Raw genomic sequence first — 21405 nt, forward strand, 5'->3', positions numbered from 1 at the left:
AAAAAATAGCAAAAAAAAAGCCAGCCCGGAGGGCTGGCGTTTCTGATGAAGCTATACCAGAAAGGTTTGAAGTTTACGCAACGTTCGCTTCAGAGGCCTTCTTGGTGTAGTTCTCCATCTGGTCGAAGTTGAGATACTTGTAGATCTCTTTCGACATGCTGTTCAGGTCCTTGGCGTACTCCATGTATTCCTCGGCGGAGGGGAGTTTGCCAAGCACCGCACCAACCGCCGCCAGTTCCGCGGAGGTCAGGTACACGTTGGCACCGTCACCCAGGCGGTTGGGGAAGTTACGGGTGGAGGTGGACAGCACGGTGCTCTTGGCGGCCACCCGCGCCTGGTTGCCCATGCACAGGGAGCAGCCTGGCATTTCGGTGCGGACACCAGCCGTGCCGTAGATGTTGAAGTAGCCCTCTTCCATCAGCTGGGCCTGGTCCATCTTGGTGGGCGGAGACATCCACAGGCGGGTTTTCAGGGGCTCTTTGTTCTGCGCCAGCAGCTTGCCAGCAGCTCGGAAGTGACCAATGTTGGTCATGCAAGAGCCGATGAAGACTTCGTCCACCTTGTCGCCGGCCACTTCTGACAGTGTACGGGCATCATCCGGGTCGTTCGGGCAGCACACGATCGGCTCCTTGATTTCGGCCAGGTCGATTTCCACCACGTGGGCGTACTCGGCATCCTTGTCGGCACGCATCAGCTTCGGATCAGCAATCCACTCTTCCATCTGCTTGGCGCGACGCTCGAGGGTACGCGGATCGCCGTAACCTTCGGCAATCATCCAGCGCAGCATGGTGATGTTGGAGCGCAGGTACTCGGCAACGGACTCTTCTGACAGGTTGATGGTACAACCGGCAGCGGAACGCTCAGCGGAAGCGTCGGACAGCTCGAACGCCTGCTCAACGGTCAGGTGCTCAAGGCCTTCGATTTCCAGGATGCGGCCAGAGAATTCGTTGATCTTGCCTTTCTTCTCAACGGTTAGCAGGCCCTGCTTGATGCCGTAAAGGGGGATGGCATGGACCAAGTCACGCAGGGTGATACCGGGCTGCATTTCGCCCTTGAAACGCACCAGGACGGATTCAGGCATGTCCAGCGGCATAACGCCAGTGGCTGCGGCAAAGGCAACCAGGCCAGAACCGGCCGGGAAGGAGATGCCCATCGGGAAACGGGTGTGAGAATCGCCACCAGTACCGACCGTGTCCGGCAGCAGCATGCGGTTCAGCCAGGAGTGGATGATGCCGTCACCCGGACGCAGGGCGACACCGCCACGGGTCTGGATGAAGTCTGGCATGGTGTGCTGCATTTCCACGTCGACCGGTTTCGGGTAGGCCGCGGTGTGGCAGAACGACTGCATGACCAAGTCTGCCTGGAAGCCCAGACATGCCAGGTCTTTCAGCTCGTCACGGGTCATCGGGCCGGTTGTGTCCTGGGAACCCACGGTGGTCATGTGCGGCTCGCAGTAGGTGCCAGGGCGAACGCCTTGGCCTTCTTCCAGGCCACAAGCCTTGCCGACCATCTTCTGGCCCAGGGTGAAGCCCTTGGTTCCGGCTTCCGGGTCTTTCGGCAGACGGAAGATGTCGGTGGCGCCGAGGCCCAGTGCGGCACGGGCTTTGGCGGTCAGACCACGGCCGATGATCAGCGGGATTCGGCCGCCGGCCTGAACTTCGTCCAGAATCACGTCGGACTTGAAGCCGAACTCGGAGATGGTTTCACCAGCTTCGTTCAGGATCTTGCCTTCGTACGGGCGGATGTCGATCACGTCGCCCATGTTCAGATCGTCAACCGGTGCTTCGAATACCAGGGCGCCAGCGTCTTCCATGGTGTTGAAGAAGATCGGAGCAACCTTGTTACCGATGCACACGCCGCCGGCACGCTTGTTCGGTACGCCCGGAACGTCGTCACCGAAGAACCACAGTACGGAGTTGGTGGCCGACTTACGTGAGGAGCCGGTACCGACCACGTCACCAACGAAGGCAACGGGCAGGCCCTTGGATTTGATTTCGTCGATCTGGCTCATCGGGCCAGTGACACCGGGCTCTTCCGGCTTCAGGCCGTCGCGTTCCATTTTATAGGCAGCGCGGGCGTGCAGCGGGATGTCCGGACGGGACCAGGCATCGGGAGCGGGAGACAGGTCGTCAGTGTTGGTTTCGCCAGTAACCTTGAACACCACCATTTTGGTGCTTTCCGGAACTTTTTTCTTGTTGGTGAACCATTCTGCGTTGGCCCAGGACTCAACAACGGCCTTGGCAACGGCGTTGCCAGCGTCCATCTTTTCCTTCACGTCGTTGAAGGCATCGAACATCAGCAGAGTACGCTTGAGCTTTTCACCGGCCAGTTCTGCCAGCTCAGCATCGTCCAGGAGGTCTACCAGGGTGGCGATGTTGTAACCGCCCTGCATCATGCCCAGCAACTCAACCGCTTTCTGCTTGGTCAGCAGGGGAGAACTGGCTTCACCCTTTACGATCGCAGTCAGGAAAGCGGCCTTGACGTAGGCGGCTTCGTCCACACCCGGCGGAATACGGTTTTCCAGAAGATAAACGAGAGTTTCTTCTTCGCCAGCAGGCGGGTTCTTGAGCAGCTCAACCAGAGCCGCAGTCTGCTCGGCGTTCAGAGGCTTGGGAGGAATACCCAGAGCTTCACGTTCGGCTACGTGTTCACGATAGGCTTCTAACACGATATGGACCCTCATCTTCAGTTGGAATGTCCCGCGTTTTAAGGGCTCCAATGCCCAGCGGGAGTTTTACGGCGGAAAGGCCTTAAACTGGCGCTGCATTCTATAGGAAACCCCTTACAAAGTTAAGTTGGACAGAGGTCGGAGAGATCTGTTAAGTGCGATATAATCGCGTCTCACTTTTGAACGACCCAGATGCCAACATGATCGAAGCCCTCCAAGAGATTCACGACTTCCTGCCTTGTCGTACCCCACAGCAATGGATTGACAACGCCCTGGCCAATCAGGACCTGATGCTTATCGACCATGCCCATTGCGAGAAAAAGGCGGCGTCAACGGCACTGAGTCTGATGTACCGCTATGTGGACAACAACAACCTGCTGAACAAAATGTCCCGTCTGGCTCGTGAAGAGTTGCGCCATTTCGAGCAGGTTCTGGCGATCATGAACCAGCGCGGCGTGGAATATGGCCACCTGACGCCCGCGCGTTATGCCGCAGGTTTGAGGCGGGAAGTGCGTCTTGAGGATCCGGGTCGTTTGATTGATGTGCTCATTGTCGGAGCTATTATCGAGGCCCGTTCCTGCGAACGGTTTGCGGCTCTGGCTCCGTTCCTGGATGACAAGCTGGCAGACTTCTACAGCAGCCTGCTGAAATCCGAGGCCCGCCATTATCAGGATTACCTGAAACTGGCCGAGCAGGCGAATGGAGGCTCCGTCGACGAACGGGTTCAGCAGTTCCTCGACATTGAGCAGTGTTTGATTCTGGAACCCGATACTGAATTCCGCTTTCACAGCGGCCCCGTCCAATAATCTATAGCTGCCGGCAAAGCTGCATCCAGGCATCAATGCCCGCGCTGCGATATTTCTGCTTGTGCAGGATAAAATAGAACTGCCGGTCGAAATGCCGGTATTCCGGGACAGACAGAGGGACAAGGCTTCCTCGTTTGAACGCATCGGCCAGTACCACTTCAGACAGGCAGCCGATGCCGAGGTCGGCTTCCACTGCCCGTTTGATCGCTTCGGTATGTTCAAGCTCAAGCAGTACATTGAGATCCGGCAGCAGCCCGTGCATACCTCGCTCAAAGCTTTGCCGGGTGCCGGAGCCCTGCTCCCGCATGACCCAGGTTGCTGCGCGCAGGTCCTCATCGGTCAATGACTTTTTCCGGGCCAGTGGATGGGTAGGGGAGCAGAAGACAACCAGTTCATCGCCTCTCCATGGCAGTACCTCCAGTTCGGAGGACTGCAGTTCGCCCTCAATCAGTCCGATGTCGAGTTCGAAATCTTTGACCCGGCGCGCAATCGTGCTCGTATTGGCAACTTCAAGAGATACTCGCGGATGAGTAGGGGTATTCATGTATTGGGCCATAACGCCCACAGCCAAATAGTTCCCAATGGTGAGCGTGGCTCCGACCTTTAACGCACCAACTTCTGTGTGTTCGCTCAGCGCCTGTTCCAGTTCGTTGGCTTGAGCCAGAACGGCCTCGACCTTCGGCCGGTAAAGCCTGCCGAGCTCGTTAAGCTGAAGGCGCTTGCCCACGCGGTCGAACAGTTGGATATCAAACTGGTTTTCCAGCTCTTTCAGGGCGCTGCTGGCAGCCGACTGGGACATCGCAAGTGAATCTGCCGCGCGAGTAATGTTCTGGAAATGTGCTGCGGCGAGAAAAACTTCAAGCTGGCGAAAACTGTATTTCATCTGAAAATGCTCTTAATCGATTAATCCGAATAAGGTTATGAGAATATCCCATTTTCCCGATAGATTAGTCCTGGGTTAGACTTAACGCAATCCAAATCGAAACAGTCGCAGTAAAAAGCGATTTGAACGGGCACGAGGTTTACATGAGCAACCTGATTAAAGAAACGGTCACCAGCGTCCATCACTGGAACGATACCCTGTTCAGCTTCAAGACAAGTCGGGATCCGGGATTCCGTTTTAAAAACGGTCATTTTGTGATGATTGGTCTCGAGACCGAGGGTAAGCCCCTGATGCGCGCCTATAGCATCGCCAGCGCCAACTACGAAGAAGAGCTTGAGTTCTTCTCTATCAAGGTTCAGGACGGGCCTCTGACTTCACGGCTTCAGAGAATCCAGGTTGGCGACGAAATACTTGTCAGCCGAAAGCCGACGGGAACGCTTATTCTTGATAACCTGCTGCCCGGCAAGAACCTTTGGCTGATTAGCACCGGTACTGGCCTGGCGCCGTTTATGAGTATCATCAAGGATCCGGAAGTATACGAGGCCTTTGATAGAGTCATCCTGACTCATGGCGTGCGATATGTGTCTGAACTTGCGTACCAGCAGGAAATTGAAGACCTGCCAGAGAATGAGTTCTTCGGTGAGATGGTTAAAGGCAAGCTGGAATACTATCCGACGGTGACCCGCGAAGAATTTCGTAATCAGGGCCGCCTGACGGATGCGATGGAAAGTGGCAAGATCACCAAAGATCTCGGCTTGCCGGATTTCGATCTCGAAAATGACCGTTTCATGATTTGCGGCAGCCCGAGCATGCTCAAGGATACCTGCGCTATTCTCAATAACATGGGTTTCAAAGAAGCCCGGGGTGGCGACATGGGTCACTTTGTCATTGAGCGAGCTTTTGTCGAGCAGTGATTATGACCGACGGGCGCCGAAGGAAACGCATAGCCGCAGGCTTTGTTGTGGCCGTTATAACAGGTGTGATTCTGGGCAGCGTGGTGCAGACCCAGTTTAACCTGCTTGCGTTGCAAGAGCTTGGTGTGAGTATCGGCATTGGCGTCCGGTTGTCTGCGACATTTCAGGACCTGCTTCATTTTGCGCCACTTTATGCGGTGATGTTTGGCGTCAGTTTCCTTTTTTCCGTGTTGGTCGCGGCGGCGCTGCTCCGATTGCTGAGGCTGGGGGTGAGGGCACCTTTCTATGCGCTCGCAGCAGCGGTGGGTTTGTGGGTGACATTCACGTCCGTTAATGCGTTGGCGCCCATGCCTACACTGATTGCCGCAACTCGCACCCCGGATGGATTGATCGCCATGTTGTTTACCGCAGCACTTTCAGGCTGGCTGTTTGCCTGGCTGACCGCGAGCAACAGGCGTTCAGTGGGAGGCTATGCCATGGGTCCGGCGCTTGTTCTCCTTTTGAGCGCCGGGGTGATCTGGCCCGTTGCTCAAGCCCGGGCTGAGTCGCCGGGGAGCTATCAGGTAAAGGTGCTTGCCGAGGGACTTGAGCACCCCTGGTCCCTGGCCTTTCTGCCTGATGGTGGCGCTCTGGTTACCGAGCGCTCCGGGCGTTTACGCCTCATGTCGCCGGAAGGTCGCCTTGAACCTCAGGCTATACAGGGGGTGCCGACGGTTTTCAGTTCGGGGCAGGCAGGTTTATTTGACGTAATGCTTTCCCCGCAGTTTGCCGCTGATTCCCTGGTCTTTCTTTCCTATGCTTGCGGATCGGCTACAGCCAATCATCTGTGCGTGGCGCGTGGCAAATTGAATGAACGGGAACTCGTTGGTGTGACCGAGATTTTCAGGGCCCAACCTGCCAAGCGGGGCAATGCACACTATGGTGGGCGAATGGCATTTCTTCCGGATGGGTCACTGGTGATCACTCTGGGGGACGGTTTTGATTACCGGGAACAGGCTCAGGTCCTTTCCAATCATCTCGGCAGCATTGTGCGTCTCCGGCCTGATGGTTCGGTGCCACAAACCAACCCATTCCTTGATCGGGAGGAAGCCCGCCCGGAAATCTTCAGTTATGGGCATCGTAATGTGCAAGGCCTGATATACGATCCTGTCGAGGATCTGCTGATTGCCCATGAGCATGGTCCCCGGGGAGGTGATGAGATCAATATTATTGAGCCGGGTAAAAACTACGGGTGGCCGGTTATTACCTTCGGGCGGGATTACACTGGCGCCTTGGTATCGCCATTTACTGAGAGCGAGGGGATGGAACAACCTGTATTGCAATGGACACCGTCCATTGCACCTTCCGGAATGACCCGTTACCGGGGCAATCTGTTTCCCGAGTGGCAGGGAAACCTGCTGGTGGGGGCGCTGGCGGATCGAAGTGTGCACCGAATTGAACTTGATGGCGGGCAGGCCCGAGACATCGAAACCCTGTTTGCTGACCTGGATGAGCGGATCCGGGATGTGGTTACAGGCCCGGATGGTGCTCTCTATCTGTTGACGGATAATCTGGCTGGGCGAATTCTGAGAGTGTCGCCCAAGCCCTGAGAGCTACTTTAGCAAGTCTGGCACGCCGGTTTCTCAGTGGGTGCGGCGCGTGGGAGGGTGTATAGTATCGCGCTTTCGAAAACAGGAGAGTCGCGATGTTTGAGCTTGAAATTGAACCCCGCTTCAGTGATACCGATGCACTCGGTCACATCAGCAACACTACACTGCCCGTATGGTTTGAACAGGGGCGCACACCCATTTTCCAGATTTTCCACCCTAGTCTTGATGTGAACACCTGGCCACTGATCATTGCCCGGCTGGAGATTGATCTCATGGCCCAGAGTTACTGGCAGATGCCGGTTACCGTTCGGACCGGTGTCGGTAAGATTGGGAATTCGTCATTTCACGTTATTCAGGAAGCCTGGCAAAACGGAAAACAGATTGCCCGTGGTGTTGCTGTATTGATTCATTTCGATTATGACACTGAGAAGGCTTTGCCCATTCCGGATGACATTCGGGCCAAGCTCACTGAACACCTGGTTTCGTGATGTATTCTGCAGATTGAGCTACCTGCGCTTTGCGGTCTGAAGCTCTGCCAACCGCCCGAAGAACGCTAAATTGGTTTTGGGTTTACCGGTTTTGAGGAATCGGATTAATGGAAGATGAAAACGATCCTGCTCTGCAGAAAATGGCAGAAGAGGTGAACGCCGTGATTCGTTCCGAACGCACCCGTGGCCGGCTAAGCCGGGGGGTATGGGTTGCTGTTGGCCTGACCCTGTTAGGGGCGCTGGTGTGGTGGCTATGGCCTTCGGAGGCCGAGGTCCGATGGCAGACACAGGCCTTGGACCGCGCGGATATGGTGCTTACGGCCACAGCGACGGGCAACCTCCAGCCCAAAAGTGAAGTCTCAGTCGGTGCCGAAATTTCCGGGCTTATTGCAGATGTCCTGGTTGAAGAGAACGACGAAGTCCTGAAGGGGCAGGTTCTTGCATTGTTTGACACTGAGGAGCTTGAGGTTGGCCTGCAACAGGCGGAAGCCGGGTTGGCGCTGGCCAGGGCATCCCTGGCGGAAGCCGAAGCAACGTTGGACGAAGCCCGGACAGATGAGCTTCGGACTCAGTCGCTGGTTGTCAGGGGGACTGCGCCTCAGGCTGATCTTGACAAGGCGGAGGCCACCCGGAAGCGCGCCGAAGCGCGGATCGCCTATTCCCGGGCAACGGTGGACCAGGCAGAGGCGGCAGTGTCCCAGGCTCGCACACGCCTTGAAAAGGCGGTAATCACGTCGCCGATTGATGGTGTGGTTCTTCAGCGCAGTGTCGAACCGGGCAACACGGTAGCCGCAAACTTCCAGACCCCCGTGCTTTTTTTGCTGGCTGAAGACCTCGGGCAAATGGAATTGCATGTTTCCATGGATGAGGCCGACGTGGGTTTGGTCAAGGCAGGACAGCCGGCTACCTTTACCGTGGATGCTTGGCCAGGAAGAGAGTTTGAGGCTGCGGTGACCAAAGTGCACCTCTACGCGACTGTTGAGAACAACGTGGTTACCTATACCACTGAGTTGGCGGTCGATAACCGGGATCATCTCCTGCAGCCTGGCATGACAGCAACGGCTACAATTACCACTGGTGTGCGGCAACAGGCGTTACGGGTACCCAATATTGCCTTTCGTTATACGCCTCCTTCTGCGAGAGAGGAGGGGGGCGGGTTGTTCAGTCGTCCTCGCGGCGGCAGTAACGGGAGTGCTTCGGGCTCGTCCAACACAGTGTGGGTACTGAATGAGGGCGAGCCCCAAAGAGTGTTGTTGCGCACGGGATACACCGATGGTCGCTACACAGAAGTGTTGAGTGATGAACTCAAGCAGGGTCAGGAAGTGGTGACCGGAAGGATCGAGGATTGATCAGTTTGTTTGATGCTCGTCAAAGGATGCTGTTCGTGAATACTTACACTGGAGGAGGTGTTTTTTCGGATTCAGGAAGCTCCATAGGAGAGGAACCATGAAGAAGAGATCGTTGGGCAGCAGCCTGCAGTGCAAGGTTTTAATCGCAGCTATGGGTGTGGGGGCTATCAGTCAGCCGGTAATGGCCGGGGCCGGGGATCTAGTCGTTCGCGCCGGTATCAGCGCAATGGATACGGATTCTGGCAGTGACAGCTTCAGTTCCATTTCCAGAAGTGGCGTCCAGTTGGATGATGCTGTCACTTTGAGTGCATCCGCCGCTTACTATCTAAGTGACTATTCGGCCATAGAACTGACAAGTTCTTTCCCATATCAGCATGACCTGGAGGGCAACAGCCGATTGAAAGCCCTTGGCCTGGGTACGCTTGCCGAGGTTAAGGAAATTCCCACGTCACTGACGATCAACTTTTACCTGAATGATTACTCCGCGGTGACTCCCTACGTTGGTGCTGGTGTGGCTTACACCCGGTTCTATGATGAAGACATGAAGGTAACCGGGCTCGCGGTGGATTTTGAGGATTCAGTGGACCTCACCGCGGTTGCCGGTGTTGAAATGGCGTTTCCGAGCAATCTGATGGTGAGTTTTGATCTGCGTTACATCGACCTGAACCCCACTGCGGATTTCGACGGTGCGGTCGATGAAGATATCGAACTGGACGTTGATCCGGTGATATTTACACTCAGTGCGGGCTACAGGTTCTGAAAAAAACGTTGTTTTGAAGTCCTGAGGGATGCAAAGAAAAGGCCGGGATATTCCCGGCCTTTTTTTATACAGTGCAGAGTGGTTAAGGTCGGAATATAACCAGGCCACCGCCGCCGTCGGCTACATAGACCCGCCCATGAGCGATGGCAGTTCCTGTCGCCTCACCGACGGTTTGCTGATGTTCCATCAGTATGGGGTTGGCGGGATCACTCCAATCCAGTTTGGCTACCCCTGCTTCGCCATAGGCAACATAGAACAGCAGCTTGGGTTCGTCGAGGGTAAACCAACGACCTTCGCCGTCGATCAGCAGCTTGTTGGCCGGGAAGTACTGGGGCGTCATGTACAGCGCTTCCGGATCGGAATCCTCCAGCCCGGGCTCTGTCTGGAGCCGGTACTGGGCGACGGCCTCAGGGCGGTAGTCATAGCCACCACCGCCGCCGCCTGAGCCACCCATGGTCCAGATCTTGGTCGGATCGACGCCAGCAGGCAGCGGCTCCAGAAGGTCGTCGATGCTGTATGCCAGCAGGCCAAACCCACCGTAACTGAAGTACGCATGGTTCCCGATGACATCCACATCAACGCTGCGGCTGTCCGCCTTGCCTATATGGACGGATCCGTCCAGTTCTTCCTCAATCTTGATCGGCTGGAAGATCTTGACCAGTTCCATTCCCGGCGCTATGCCGTCAACCAGTAGCTCGGTCATATCGACGACTGCAATACCAGAGTGCCCCGAGGCGACGAAGGCGTAGATTTTTCCATCGGCAGGGTTGGTCCAGAGTTCGACGCCGGACGCGCGACCAAGGAGCGGATTACCGCTCGCGGCACCCAGGTTGGCGACCACATGATTGCCGGAGCCATCCGCCGGATTCATGGTCATATCATAAACGGTCAAACCGTTGCTGCCATCTGCGACAACGGCATAGTCGCCATGGAAATCAACGTCGTAGGCGTGATCCTGTCGCTTGATGCCGCCGTATGAGCCGGAATCGAGATTGTGCTCATAAAAGTCCGACGGTTGTGGGGTCAGCAGCATGGGTGCCCCTGGCACGCCCTGACCGGCTTCCGCGGAGCTGATGTCTACACGGCGAAGGCCGAGGCTCTGTGACATGACGTTGGCTACGCTGTCATCTTCACTCAGGATAACATTGTAGGCATGGGGCGTCGGGAACACGGTCGAGCCATCGGGATTGTCGACCTCGTATTCATCCACCACGGTGTTGGCGACCACATGGGGCTCATCCATTGCATTGCCGTTGGCATCGGCAATTTTCCAAACGCTCATGCCGTGGGGCCCATCCGCCAGATACAGGTAGTGTCCAGTGGTTGCGACGCCCTGGGTGTGGCCAATCGCCAGGGGCGAGGTGGGCGACCCTCCAGCGTCTGCGAAGGTTTCTGTGGTACTGGCAAAATAGGCTGGCACAGTGAACTTGGAGGCCATGTCCGTGCTGCCGGTGGTCAGATCGCCAAGGTCCATGAAGTTAAGACCACCTGCGCCCGTCGCCTGGACGACGTCCACGCCATCGGTAGCAGCGCTGAGCGTGGGCATCAGGAATAGAGCGTTGCCGTGGCCGCTGACTTCGCCGGACACCAACAGGCTCGGGGCCTCGTACATCCAGATGGGCAGGGACTCGTTATCGTCCGGGTTCCAGGCGCCCATGTCGTAGGAAGTCACGAACTCATAGTCTGGCCAGTGGAGTAAGGGGTTATCATCGTTATCAAAGTTGCCTCCCCCCTGCTGCCAGTTGGCCTCCGGCGAATCAGCGCCATCAAGCGCAACCAGGCCGGCAAAATGGTCGGCGTAAAACACCCGGTTGTTGGCCAGGTCGGCCTCAACGTCAATGACGCCTGCCTCCTTCAGCATGCCCACCCCGAAGTAGGGGAACAGGCTTTGGGACTGCTGCCCTGTTGGCTCGTCCGGACCATGGGCGGGCACCGCTGGAGCGTATCCCAGATAGCTGGTGGCTGCGTCAGTCGGGTTTACGTCAATGGCGACAATGCCGGCCAGGCCGTAGGCCATATAAACAGTGGTGCGCTCACTGCCCTCCGGCCCGTAGGTTTCTACGTCCAGAGCATTGGCCTTGTAGTAGTACTTGCCGTAACGGTCGAAGTCCGCCCACGGCGTGGGGGCATCAACACCGTCATGCCAGACTGACTGGATTTCGAAGGAGGCCTGGTTGTAATCGGGCATGCCGGTATCGGGGTCAATAAACCCTGGCTGTACCTCACTATCGACATCCATTCCGAGGAACCAGTCCTCTGTCACGGAATCGTCAGTATAGAGGTTGTAGTAGCCCACTCGTTCGAGCGTGTCGGGGTCATAGATGCCCAGACCAAGGAAGCCTATTGCGGCATAAAGACGCCCATCGCTGTGCAATTGCAGATCGGCGGGAGCGCCCCAGGGATGCTCTCCCGAATACTGGAGGGTATAAGTCTCAGCGTCGATTTTGAGGGTTCCATCATCCTCTGTCACGGGTGTCGCTGTCAGAAGATTGGAAAGAGCGGTGCGGTGAATGCCAAAGCTTTCGTCTGCAATCCAGAGATCTGTTCCGTCGGTTTCCAGGGACTTGATAAAGCCGTGGCCCTCGATAATGACGTCGGGCACGAGATCTCCGCCGCCTTCGGCGTAAGTGATGCCGTCTTGATAGTAATTGATTGGGGTGGTGTGCAGGACCTGCATCGCAGCAGGGTTGGTGATGTCCACCACCGCAATGCCTGACTCCCGAACGGCCGCCAAAGCGTAAGTGCGGCCTTCGTAGGGAACCACCAGAATATCCTGGATAAAGCTTTCCAACTCGATTTCATGCACCGCGCCTGCGGTAGTCTGAATCGGTGTCATGGCCAGGCGGTTGGCCATGTTGTAGACCGCCCAAACGGTATCTCCCATGTCGGCGCGCGCCGCTGCCGTCGTCGCGCCACCGATCTGAACCGCCTTCTCTGAAAGGAAGGCTTCTTCAATTACCTGCCCCGTGGGAGTTCCGCTTAACGAACTTCCGCCATCACAACCACTTAATAACAATCCAATAAAAACACCAATGCCGATGTTTGCTTTTGATAACGTTCCGGGCCTGAGACTCATAGTTGTATACTCCTGGGCGCGTTTCGAGCCTTGATTAATCAAATCGCGTACTGCCACAACGCTGATCATTAATTATTCACTCCTATCGTCTTTTGAATTTGATACGTATCAAAGTATGTTCACTCTAAGCAGAGTTTTTTCGGTTATAACAGTTGGCCCAGTGCCTGCCCCGATTGTGGCGTTAGGTTATTCCGGCTTTCTGGAAAGTCGACTAAAGCGGGTTAGAACACTGACAGGAAGGAAGGAATGACAATCGGCTGTGAGTCTGAAAATATCGAGAATCCGCGGGGGCGGGGGCGCCCGGCGATTATCCAGATGAACCGTATATTCAGGATTTACGGTTCGGGGTCCGCCGAAGTCAGGGCGTTAAATGGTGTCGATCTGGCCATACGCGATGGTGAGTTTGTGGCTGTTATGGGCCCCAGTGGCTCGGGAAAGTCCACCTGCATGAACCTTATGGGCTGTCTTGATGTTCCCTCATCCGGGGAGTACCTGTTTCGCGGCGTTAATGTGGGCCAGCTCGACAGGGACGAGCTGGCACTGCTCCGCCGCCACTTCATGGGCTTTATTTTCCAGAGCTTCAATCTGCTGCCTCGGGTCGGTGCGTTGGCGAATGTTGAGCTGCCTTTGATTTACGAGGGCATGAAGCGCGCCAGGCGCCGCGCGCTCGCGCTCGAAGCTCTGAGCGTCGTGGGGCTGGCTGATCGCGCATCGGCGACACCGGCTCAGCTGTCCGGAGGTCAGCAGCAACGCGTCGCGATTGCCAGGGCCTTGGTGACCCGGCCACCGGTATTACTGGCGGATGAACCAACCGGCAATCTGGATACCGTTATGGCCAACGACGTCATGGCTCAGTTGGTCAAAATCCGCGCAGAGCGGGGCATCACGATCATTATGGTGACCCATGAGCCGGAGATAGCCCGATATGCAGATCGGGTGCTTTACTTCAAGGATGGCAGTCTGGTGAAGGACGGTACACCGCAGGAGGTTCTGGGGTGAGGGTGCTGGATATCCTGCTAATGGCTTTGCAGGCGATTGCGCGCAACAAGTTGCGTTCATTCCTGACCACGCTCGGCATCATTATCGGCGTTGGAAGTGTCGTAGCGATGGTACACCTGGGGCAGTCTGCCACCAGAAGCGTCACCCAAGAGATCTCAAGCATCGGGTCGAATCTGCTTTTTGTCATGCCCGGCTCGGCTCGTCGGGGACCGGGGGGATTGCGCACAAGCGCAGAACCATTTGATCTTGCGGATGCGGAAGCCATTGCACTTGACGTGCCCGATATTCTGGTTGCCCCGGCGCTTACAACCAATGTAACGGTCATAATTGGTAATGCCAATGAAGTCATAACCGTCGTGGGCACCAATAATGCCTATTTCTCGGTTCGCAACCACTCAGTTGACTACGGCAGGGGCTTTGAGGACAGCGAGCTAAAAGCCGGGGCGGCAGTTTGTGTCATTGGGCAGACCCTGGTCGACGAGATGTACCTTGGCGAGGAGCCTCTGGGGACGATGCTTCGTGTGGGGCGCACAGCCTGTCGGGTCATTGGCGTACTCGAAGAAAAAGGTGAGTCCATGGGGCAAGACCGGGACAAGGTCATTGTCATGCCGCTTAAAGCCGTTCAACGTCGCCTCGTTGGTGAGCTGGACGTTCAGGCTATTTACGTCTCCGCGCTGACCGATGGCACCACTGGCCGGGTGCAGACTGACATTGAAACCCTGCTGCGCCAGCGCCGTGGTATTCAACCAGGTGAAGCCGATGACTTCTACGTCAGGGATACCCAGGACATCGCGCAAGCCCTGGCGAGTACCACGAATACCATGACGATTCTCCTCGGAGCTATTGCTGCTGTCAGCCTCCTGGTTGGCGGTATTGGAATCATGAATATCATGCTGGTATCGGTCACTGAACGAACCCGGGAAATAGGCATCCGTCTTGCGATTGGGGCACGAGCGAGGGACGTGATGACCCAGTTCCTGGTTGAGTCCATCGCGCTCTCAACGCTGGGCGGACTGGTTGGCCTCTTGCTGGGTATCGGAGGCACCCGGCTGGTGACATCACAACTGGGCATGCCCTTTGTTTTATCTCCGGGCGTCATGATGCTCGGATTCTCGTTTTCCGTGGCTGTAGGCATCATTTTCGGCTTCTTCCCGGCCCGGAAAGCCGCGCGGCTTAACCCGATAGATGCGCTTCGCCATGAATGATTGTCAACGTAATGAGGTGGGCACTTGCTGAGAGGATTGCTTGTTCCGATTCTGTTGTCTTGCGTATGTCTGACTGCGGGCTGTGATTCCGGGGGCGAAACGGTGGAACGGGACACCGGAACAACAGAAGGCGCTGCGGCTCAGGATCACAAAGAGTCGGTTTCACTGTCCCTGAGCGCTGATGAGCTGGAGTGGGTTGGGCGTCGGATTTTTCGTAATGAATGCGCTGGAAAGTACCGATGCCTCGTGCACTGGAATGACGGCGAGGCATTCCCGTCCCTCGGGATAGGGCATTTCATCTGGTATCCGCGGGATGTCGACGGTCGTTTCATTGAGAGTTTTCCGCCACTGATCCAGTACATGAGCGAGCAGCAAGTCTCTGTCCCCCAGTGGCTCCAGGAGTTGGATCCGTTCGACGCGCCCTGGCCGGACAAGGCAGGCTTCGCGAAAGAAGAAGACTCATATCAGGTTATCGAGCTGCGGGAGTTTCTCGCGACTACTCAGGGTTTTCAGGCCGAGTTTATTTTCCGTCGTGCTCAGGCAGCCCTTACAAGAATTGTGATGGCTGCACCCGAGGAGCGGCGCGAGCAGATAAGGGAGGATCTGGCATCGCTTAGCTCAACGCCAGGGGGCATTTACGCCTTGATGGATTACGTCAACTTCAAGGGTGAAGGGCTGTCAGCGACCGAACAATATCACGGCCAGGGCTGGGGGTTGTTACAAGTACTCCTGGCCATGGAGTCGGCCTCCAACACAACCCCTCTCGAGCAGTTTCGGGACGCTGCTGCACAAATCCTGACGCGCCGTGCCAATAACGCAGAAAACCCTGTCGAGAAAGAGCGCTGGCTCGAAGGTTGGCTTAAGCGGCTGATGACCTATCGAGAGCCTGACGGGTTGAATGCTTCCGAATAATTTTCGTAAAAATTAGTTCATTTATCGAACTTTGTTCTACCTTGTAATGGCACGGTCTTTCAACGTGCCTCGTTAGGGGGCAGAGGTCTGCGGTGGATGCGCCAAATTGGTGCTGGTTTGATGGCTATATTTGGCCAGAGCATGCCGCGAGATCGAGAGGCTCAATAAAAATGATTAACTTCAATAACCTGGCTTGCATGGCTCGCAATTTGCTGATGGTCGTTATGAAGTAACCAACTGAAGTTCGGAGATACAGACAATGAAAAAGACGAAATCGATTGCCCTGGGGATGGCACTGGCCGTGGGCTCATTTGCAGCCTCCAATGTAATGGCGGCAACAACCCTCGAAAATGTTAAGGAAAAAGGTCACCTTCAGTGTGGCGTGACCAGTGGTCTTCCCGGATTCTCCCAGCCTGACGAAAAGGGCAACTGGACCGGAATTGATGTCGACACCTGCCGGGCCGTTGCTGCCGCTATTTTCGGTGATCCGAAAGCTGTTGAGTTTACCCCTTTGACTGCCAAAGAACGCTTCACTGCCCTGCAGTCCGGCGAAATTGACATGCTTTCCCGGAACACCACCTGGACGCTGACCCGTGATGCATCTCTTGGTCTCAACTTCGCCGGTGTAAACTACTACGACGGTCAAGGCTTCCTTATCAATAAGGGTATTGGCGTCGATGACGCGACCCAGTTGGACGGCGCGACCATTTGTATCCAGTCGGGTACAACCACCGAGCTGAACCTGTCTGACTACTTCCGTGCCAAGGGTATGGAGTTCAAGCCAATCGTGTTTGATACCTCAGAGCAGACCGTTCAGGGCTTCGCAGCGGGCCGCTGCGATGTTTTGACTTCGGATCGCTCACAGCTGGCGGCTCTGCGCTCCAAGCTGTCGGACCCGAACTCTGCGAAGATCCTGCCGAACACGATTTCCAAAGAGCCCTTGGGTCCTGTTGTCCGTCAGGGCGACGATCAGTGGTTCAACATCGTGAAGTGGGTTCTGGCTGTTCAGATCAATGCGGAAGAGCTGGGTGTGAGCAGTTCCAACGTGGAAGACATGCTGAAATCTGACAACCCCAATGTTCAGCGTTTGCTGGGCACCGACGGTGACATGGGCGCAAAACTTGGCCTGCCGGATGATTTCGGCTACGCGGCCATCAAAGGCGTGGGTAACTACGCGGAAATGTATGACCGCAATGTGGGCCCGGATACCCCGCTTGGACTGGACCGCGGTGTCAACGCGCTCTGGACCGACGGTGGCGTCCTGTATGCCCCGCCCGTTCGTTAAGACCTGAAAGCGCGCAGCGGGCGTTCCCATCCGGGACGCTCGCTGCGATCTCTGATTTAGTGAATCGCAGGGAAGCTTTTCAGGACAATGCATGAAAAAACAAACTGTTGACACCAGACCCGCAGGGCCAAAGCCCTGGTATGATCCGCGGGTACGCTCAATCGTCTTCCAGGTCATCGCCCTATCGCTGGTTTTTTGGGCTGGCTGGACACTGGTTGATAATACGCTCTCGAATATGGAGAGCCGAGGCATAAGCACTGGTTTTGGATTCCTGAATGAGTCCGCCGGTTTTGGCATAATCATGCACCTCGTGCCTTACGATGCCACCATGTCTTATGGCCGAACCTTCTGGGTTGGTCTTACCAACACACTTTTGGTCTCGGTAATGGGGGTCGTCGCAGCAACGATTCTCGGTTTCATCCTCGGTGTGGCGCGCCTGTCGAGCAACTGGCTGGTTGCCAAGATCGCACTGGTTTACATCGAAGTGATTCGGAATATCCCGCTATTGCTCCAGATTTTCTTCTGGTATTTCGCGGTTCTTAGTAATCTGCCGTCACCCCGACAAAGCGTCGATGTGGGCGGCACCATGTTTCTGAACAACCGCGGCCTGTACCTTCCGGAGCCACTGACACAAGACGGTTTCGGCCTTGTATGGAGTAGCATTCTAATTGCCATTGCCGCTGTTGTGGGGCTCCGCATCTGGGCGAAGAGGCGGCAACTGGCGACGGGGCAGATTTTCCCTACCTTCAAGGTGGGGGTCGCCATTCTGATATTACTGCCGCTGATATCCTACTTTGTTGCCGGACGTCCCCTCGAGTGGGAGATCCCGGCCCTCAAAGGCTTCAACTTCGGCGGTGGTATAACCATAATTCCCGAGCTGGCAGCTCTGTGGATTGCTCTGTCCCTGTATACAGCCAGTTTTATCGCTGAAATTGTGCGTTCAGGGATTTTATCCGTCAGCAAGGGCCAGACCGAAGCGTCCAAGGCTCTGGGGCTTCCAAACGGACTGACCTTGAGGCTGGTGGTTATCCCCCAGGCCATGCGGGTGATTATCCCGCCGCTGACCAGTCAATATCTGAATCTCGTCAAAAACTCATCGCTCGCTACTGCCATCGGTTATCCGGACCTGGTAGCTGTATTCATGGGAACGACCCTGAACCAGACGGGGCAAGCAGTGGAGGTTGTGGCAATGACCATGGCGGTGTATCTCACCATCAGTCTGCTTATCTCTCTGTTCATGAACATCTACAACCGGGCCGTGGCGATTAAGGAGCGATGATGACTGAATCAACCATTAAAGCACCGAAAAAAGCATTCAGTCCGCTCAAGTGGATGAAGCAGCATCTGTTTTCCAACTGGTACAACACGCTGCTTACACTGGTGGTTGGCTATCTGCTTGTAACCAGTATCGGGCCCCTGCTCAACTGGGTCATTCTGGATGCGAGTTTTCAGGGCAGCGAGCCGAGCGACTGCACGGGTGCAGGTGCCTGCTGGCTGTTTGTTAACCAGCGCTTGAACTTCTTTATTTACGGGTTCTATCCGGACGAACTGCAGTGGCGTGTGGATGTTATGTTCCTGCTGCTTGCGGTCGCCTTCGTACCCCAATTCATTGAGAACTTTCCCGGCCGGAAATGGTTGGGCATATTTGGCATGACCGGCCTGCCTGTTATTGGCTACTTCCTGATTCCGGGTGGAACTTTTGGCCTGGAAGAAGTGGAAAGCACAAAATGGGGCGGGTTGATGCTGACGCTGATTCTGGCGTACATCGGAATCCTGGCTTCCCTGCCGATTGGTGTCGTTCTGGCGCTTGGACGGCGTTCGGAAATGCCAATGATACGTGGCCTTTGCGTGATCTTCATTGAGGTATGGCGAGCGGTTCCGTTGATCACAGTCCTGTTTATGGCCTCCGTCATGCTGCCGCTGTTTCTGCCCGAGGGCATGAACTTTGAGAAACTGGCGCGTGCGCTGATTGGCATAACGCTTTGGCAATCGGCTTACATGGCGGAAGTTATCCGCGGCGGCTTGCAGGCTATTCCAAGGGGACAGTATGAAGCGGCAGATGCGCTGGGGCTCGGGTATTGGCGCAAGATGGGGCTAGTTGTCCTGCCGCAGGCGTTAAAGCTGGTTATTCCCGGGATCGTGAACACATTCATCTCGTTGTTCAAGGACACGACACTGGTCCTGATCATCGGTCTGTTCGATATTCTGGGAACGGTTCAGTCAACCATAACCGATCCGGCCTGGCAGAACGTTGCTGTGGAAGGCTATGTTTTCGTGGCTTTCTGTTTCTGGATTTTCTGCTTCGGAATTTCGCGATACAGCCAGAATCTGGAACGCAAATTAGACACCGGTCATAAAACCTGATGGGTAACCCTATGACAGAACAATCTCAAGCTTCTGAAGCGAAATCCGTACCACCGGCAAAGAGTGAGGCATCGCCCGACATCATCCGGGTAGAGGGGATGCACAAATGGTATGGTGATTTTCACGTCCTTAAGGACCTGAACCTGACGGTCAAGCAGGGCGAGCGCATCGTTATCTGCGGTCCCTCGGGCTCCGGCAAATCGACATTCATCCGGTGCATCAACCGGCTTGAAGAGCATCAGCAGGGCAAAATCATTGTTGATGATGTTGAGTTGACGGACGATATTCGGCAGATCGATACCGTTCGCCGGGAAGTCGGCATGGTGTTCCAGCATTTCAACCTTTTTCCGCACCTGACGGTATTGGAAAACTGTTGTCTTTCGCCTATATGGGTAAGGAAGACCCCGCGTAAAGAGGCTGAAGCTGCCGCGATGGAATACCTGGAGCGGGTAAAAATTCCTGACCAGGCCAACAAGTATCCGGGCCAACTATCCGGTGGTCAGCAGCAGCGTGTTGCGATAGCGCGGGCGCTGTGTATGAAACCGAAAATTATGCTTTTCGATGAGCCAACATCGGCCCTGGATCCGGAAATGATCAAGGAAGTTCTGGATGTCATGATTGAGCTGGCGGGCAGTGGCATGACCATGCTGTGCGTAACCCATGAGATGGGCTTTGCCAAGACCGTTGCGGATAGGGTTATTTTCATGGATGGCGGCGAAATCGTGGAGGAAGCACCGCCTCACGAGTTTTTCAGCAATCCTCAGGAAGCGCGGACCCAGAAGTTCCTGCAGCAGATTCTGCAGCACTAGAATCATCGGGTATCAGAAAGGCCGGGCGCGTGCCCGGCCTTTCTGATCAGAGCGGATACTTTGCTAACACCGGCTCTTCGCCGGCCTGTACCTCCAGCCACCAGACGTGGGTGTCCCAGTCACCGAGAACTACGCGTTTCGCTGGTTTTCCGCTGGTCTCCAAATCATGCTCGGCCGGACGATGGGTGTGGCCGTGGATCAGAAGCTGAACCCCGTACGCCTCCATTTCCTTCACGACCTCTTCTGGCGTGACATCCATGATGGTCTCTTCCTTGCCCTGGTTTTTGGCCATGCTGATTTCCCGAAGTTGGCGAGCCATCTGCTGGCGGTCGGCCAGCGGGCGCTGAAGAATCATCTGTTGCCACTGGGGGTTGCGCATGTTGGCTCGGAACTTCTGGTATTCCACATCGGCCGTGCATAGGCTGTCGCCGTGCATGAGCAGCGTGGGCGTGCCATATAAATCCACGACGGTGGGGTCATCCAGTAACGTTGCGCCGGCACGCCGGCAAAAATCCTCGCCGATCAGAAAGTCCCGGTTGCCGTGCATCAGAAAGACATCTGTGCCGCTGGCGTTCACTTCCCGCAACGCGGCTGCAACCTGTTCTTGCAGGGGGGTCCGCTCATCGTCGCCGATCCAGGCTTCGAAAAAGTCTCCGAGGATATAAAGCTTCTCCGCACCCGTGGCTTTCTTTTTCAGAAAATCCAGAAAAGCGTCGGTGATATCGGGGCGCGATTCTTCCAGGTGCAGGTCAGAGATAAACAGCGTGGTCACGCGTCCTCCAGAACCTCGGCTTTCTCGATGATGACGTCTTCGGCGGGCACGTCCTGATGGCCGGATCGCATGGTGGTGCGAACTGCGCGGATCCTGTTGACGGTATCCATACCCTCGGCAACCTTGCCGAACACGCAGTAGCCCCAGCCTTCGGCGTTTTTGGCGGTGTGGTCCAGGAAGCCATTATTTTCGACGTTGATGAAGAACTGCGCGGTGGCTGAGTGCGGATCCATAGTCCGGGCCATGGCAACGGTGCCCTGCATGTTGCTCAGGCCGTTATCAGCTTCGTTCTGAATCGGATCCCGAGTCTTGCGCGGGGTCATTCCAGGTTCAAAGCCGCCACCCTGAACCATGAAGTTACTGATGACACGGTGGAAGATCAGGCCGTCGTAGAAGCCGTCGCGTACATATTGTTCGAAATTCCTGGCAGTTTCCGGAGCCTTGTCGTAATCGAGTTCCAGCTTGATGTCGCCGTGGTTGGTTGTCAGCAGAATCATCAGGGTTTCCTGTTCAGAAGGTTGAATAA

Annotated in this window: 18 protein-coding genes; 13 read left to right on the forward strand and 5 right to left on the reverse strand. The window is 55.8% G+C overall.

Annotation, left to right across the window (positions count from 1 at the left end):
* Positions 1–73: 73 nt before the first annotated feature.
* Positions 74–2668 (reverse strand): bifunctional aconitate hydratase 2/2-methylisocitrate dehydratase, encoded by a 2595-nt coding sequence (gene acnB / locus BKP64_RS03415; protein WP_070973529.1) that lies wholly within the window; start codon positions 2666–2668, stop codon positions 74–76.
* A gap of 200 nt (positions 2669–2868) precedes the next feature.
* Here acnB and BKP64_RS03420 point away from each other — a divergent pair, with 200 nt between their 5' ends.
* The gene (locus tag BKP64_RS03420) at positions 2869–3474 is read left to right on the forward strand and encodes a MiaE family protein (RefSeq protein WP_070966055.1); all 606 of its coding nucleotides are present in this window, start codon (positions 2869–2871) and stop codon (positions 3472–3474) included.
* Position 3475: 1 nt separating this feature from the next.
* Here the strand turns inward: BKP64_RS03420 and BKP64_RS03425 are convergent, their stop codons facing one another.
* A complete protein-coding gene (locus BKP64_RS03425) occupies positions 3476–4357 on the reverse strand; it encodes a LysR substrate-binding domain-containing protein (protein ID WP_070966058.1) in 882 nt (293 codons plus the stop codon).
* A 143-nt stretch (positions 4358–4500) separates the two neighbouring features.
* On the opposite strand from BKP64_RS03425, the gene BKP64_RS03430 reads away from it, so the two are divergent.
* From BKP64_RS03430 to BKP64_RS03450, 5 genes are all read left to right on the forward strand, one after another.
* The gene (locus tag BKP64_RS03430) at positions 4501–5271 is read left to right on the forward strand and encodes a ferredoxin--NADP reductase (protein ID WP_070966060.1); all 771 of its coding nucleotides are present in this window, start codon (positions 4501–4503) and stop codon (positions 5269–5271) included.
* Between the two features lie 2 nt (positions 5272–5273).
* A complete protein-coding gene (locus tag BKP64_RS03435) occupies positions 5274–6860 on the forward strand; it encodes a PQQ-dependent sugar dehydrogenase (RefSeq protein WP_070966063.1) in 1587 nt (528 codons plus the stop codon).
* 95 nt (positions 6861–6955) lie between these two features.
* Entirely contained in the window at positions 6956–7348 is a 393-nt protein-coding gene (locus BKP64_RS03440) for an acyl-CoA thioesterase (protein ID WP_070966066.1), read from the forward strand.
* Positions 7349–7455: 107 nt separating this feature from the next.
* Positions 7456–8697, forward strand: a complete 1242-nt coding sequence (locus tag BKP64_RS03445; RefSeq protein WP_070966067.1) for an efflux RND transporter periplasmic adaptor subunit — start codon at positions 7456–7458, stop codon at positions 8695–8697.
* 97 nt (positions 8698–8794) lie between these two features.
* Positions 8795–9457, forward strand: coding sequence for an OmpW/AlkL family protein (locus BKP64_RS03450; protein ID WP_070966070.1), 663 nt, complete (start codon positions 8795–8797; stop codon positions 9455–9457).
* Positions 9458–9539: 82 nt separating this feature from the next.
* On the opposite strand, the gene BKP64_RS03455 is transcribed toward BKP64_RS03450, so the two are convergent.
* Positions 9540–12533 carry an LVIVD repeat-containing protein gene (locus BKP64_RS03455; protein ID WP_070966072.1) on the reverse strand — a complete coding sequence of 998 codons (2994 nt, stop codon included), beginning with the start codon at positions 12531–12533 and terminating at the stop codon, positions 9540–9542.
* A gap of 246 nt (positions 12534–12779) precedes the next feature.
* Here BKP64_RS03455 and BKP64_RS03460 point away from each other — a divergent pair, with 246 nt between their 5' ends.
* The 7 genes from BKP64_RS03460 (at position 12780) to BKP64_RS03490 (ending at position 20107) form a co-directional block, all read left to right on the forward strand.
* Positions 12780–13532 carry an ABC transporter ATP-binding protein gene (locus tag BKP64_RS03460; protein ID WP_070966074.1) on the forward strand — a complete coding sequence of 251 codons (753 nt, stop codon included), beginning with the start codon at positions 12780–12782 and terminating at the stop codon, positions 13530–13532.
* A complete protein-coding gene (locus tag BKP64_RS03465; protein WP_198402639.1) occupies positions 13529–14737 on the forward strand; it encodes an ABC transporter permease in 1209 nt (402 codons plus the stop codon). Before BKP64_RS03460 ends, BKP64_RS03465 begins: the two co-directional genes overlap by 4 nt.
* Positions 14738–14761: 24 nt before the next feature.
* The gene (locus BKP64_RS03470; protein ID WP_070966077.1) at positions 14762–15649 is read left to right on the forward strand and encodes a hypothetical protein; all 888 of its coding nucleotides are present in this window, start codon (positions 14762–14764) and stop codon (positions 15647–15649) included.
* A 259-nt stretch (positions 15650–15908) separates the two neighbouring features.
* Positions 15909–16934, forward strand: a complete 1026-nt coding sequence (locus BKP64_RS03475; RefSeq protein ID WP_070966079.1) for an amino acid ABC transporter substrate-binding protein — start codon at positions 15909–15911, stop codon at positions 16932–16934.
* Positions 16935–17025: 91 nt separating this feature from the next.
* Positions 17026–18213, forward strand: a complete 1188-nt coding sequence (locus tag BKP64_RS03480) for an amino acid ABC transporter permease (RefSeq protein WP_070966082.1) — start codon at positions 17026–17028, stop codon at positions 18211–18213.
* On the forward strand, positions 18213–19298 hold the full coding sequence (locus tag BKP64_RS03485) for an amino acid ABC transporter permease (RefSeq protein WP_070966085.1): 1086 nt from the start codon (positions 18213–18215) through the stop codon (positions 19296–19298). Before BKP64_RS03480 ends, BKP64_RS03485 begins: the two co-directional genes overlap by 1 nt.
* 98 nt (positions 19299–19396) lie before the next feature.
* Positions 19397–20107, forward strand: coding sequence for an amino acid ABC transporter ATP-binding protein (locus BKP64_RS03490; protein ID WP_198402668.1), 711 nt, complete (start codon positions 19397–19399; stop codon positions 20105–20107).
* A gap of 46 nt (positions 20108–20153) precedes the next feature.
* On the opposite strand, the gene lpxH is transcribed toward BKP64_RS03490, so the two are convergent.
* Positions 20154–20879 carry a UDP-2,3-diacylglucosamine diphosphatase gene (gene lpxH, locus BKP64_RS03495; RefSeq protein ID WP_070966087.1) on the reverse strand — a complete coding sequence of 242 codons (726 nt, stop codon included), beginning with the start codon at positions 20877–20879 and terminating at the stop codon, positions 20154–20156.
* Positions 20876–21376 carry a peptidylprolyl isomerase gene (locus tag BKP64_RS03500; RefSeq protein WP_070966090.1) on the reverse strand — a complete coding sequence of 167 codons (501 nt, stop codon included), beginning with the start codon at positions 21374–21376 and terminating at the stop codon, positions 20876–20878. The genes lpxH and BKP64_RS03500 overlap by 4 nt, the downstream gene beginning before the upstream one ends.
* Positions 21377–21405 lie beyond the last annotated feature (29 nt).

Origin of the sequence: Marinobacter salinus, assembly GCF_001854125.1 — a bacterium.
Classification (GTDB): domain Bacteria; phylum Pseudomonadota; class Gammaproteobacteria; order Pseudomonadales; family Oleiphilaceae; genus Marinobacter; species Marinobacter salinus.

Excerpts from the sequence above, each read along its gene's own strand:
- BKP64_RS03480 (WP_070966082.1), top strand. The coding sequence starts at position 17,026 with ATGAAAAAACAAACTGTTGACACCAGACCCGCAGGGCCAAAGCCCTGG.
- BKP64_RS03460 (WP_070966074.1), top strand. The coding sequence starts at position 12,780 with ATGACAATCGGCTGTGAGTCTGAAAATATCGAGAATCCGCGGGGGCGG.
- BKP64_RS03435 (WP_070966063.1), top strand. The coding sequence starts at position 5,274 with ATGACCGACGGGCGCCGAAGGAAACGCATAGCCGCAGGCTTTGTTGTG.
- BKP64_RS03500 (WP_070966090.1), bottom strand. The coding sequence starts at position 21,376 with ATGATTCTGCTGACAACCAACCACGGCGACATCAAGCTGGAACTCGAT.
- BKP64_RS03485 (WP_070966085.1), top strand. The coding sequence starts at position 18,213 with ATGACTGAATCAACCATTAAAGCACCGAAAAAAGCATTCAGTCCGCTC.
- BKP64_RS03420 (WP_070966055.1), top strand. The coding sequence starts at position 2,869 with ATGATCGAAGCCCTCCAAGAGATTCACGACTTCCTGCCTTGTCGTACC.
- BKP64_RS03450 (WP_070966070.1), top strand. The coding sequence starts at position 8,795 with ATGAAGAAGAGATCGTTGGGCAGCAGCCTGCAGTGCAAGGTTTTAATC.
- BKP64_RS03455 (WP_070966072.1), bottom strand. The coding sequence starts at position 12,533 with ATGAGTCTCAGGCCCGGAACGTTATCAAAAGCAAACATCGGCATTGGT.
- BKP64_RS03490 (WP_198402668.1), top strand. The coding sequence starts at position 19,397 with ATGCACAAATGGTATGGTGATTTTCACGTCCTTAAGGACCTGAACCTG.
- BKP64_RS03425 (WP_070966058.1), bottom strand. The coding sequence starts at position 4,357 with ATGAAATACAGTTTTCGCCAGCTTGAAGTTTTTCTCGCCGCAGCACAT.
- BKP64_RS03430 (WP_070966060.1), top strand. The coding sequence starts at position 4,501 with ATGAGCAACCTGATTAAAGAAACGGTCACCAGCGTCCATCACTGGAAC.
- BKP64_RS03440 (WP_070966066.1), top strand. The coding sequence starts at position 6,956 with ATGTTTGAGCTTGAAATTGAACCCCGCTTCAGTGATACCGATGCACTC.
- BKP64_RS03475 (WP_070966079.1), top strand. The coding sequence starts at position 15,909 with ATGAAAAAGACGAAATCGATTGCCCTGGGGATGGCACTGGCCGTGGGC.
- BKP64_RS03445 (WP_070966067.1), top strand. The coding sequence starts at position 7,456 with ATGGAAGATGAAAACGATCCTGCTCTGCAGAAAATGGCAGAAGAGGTG.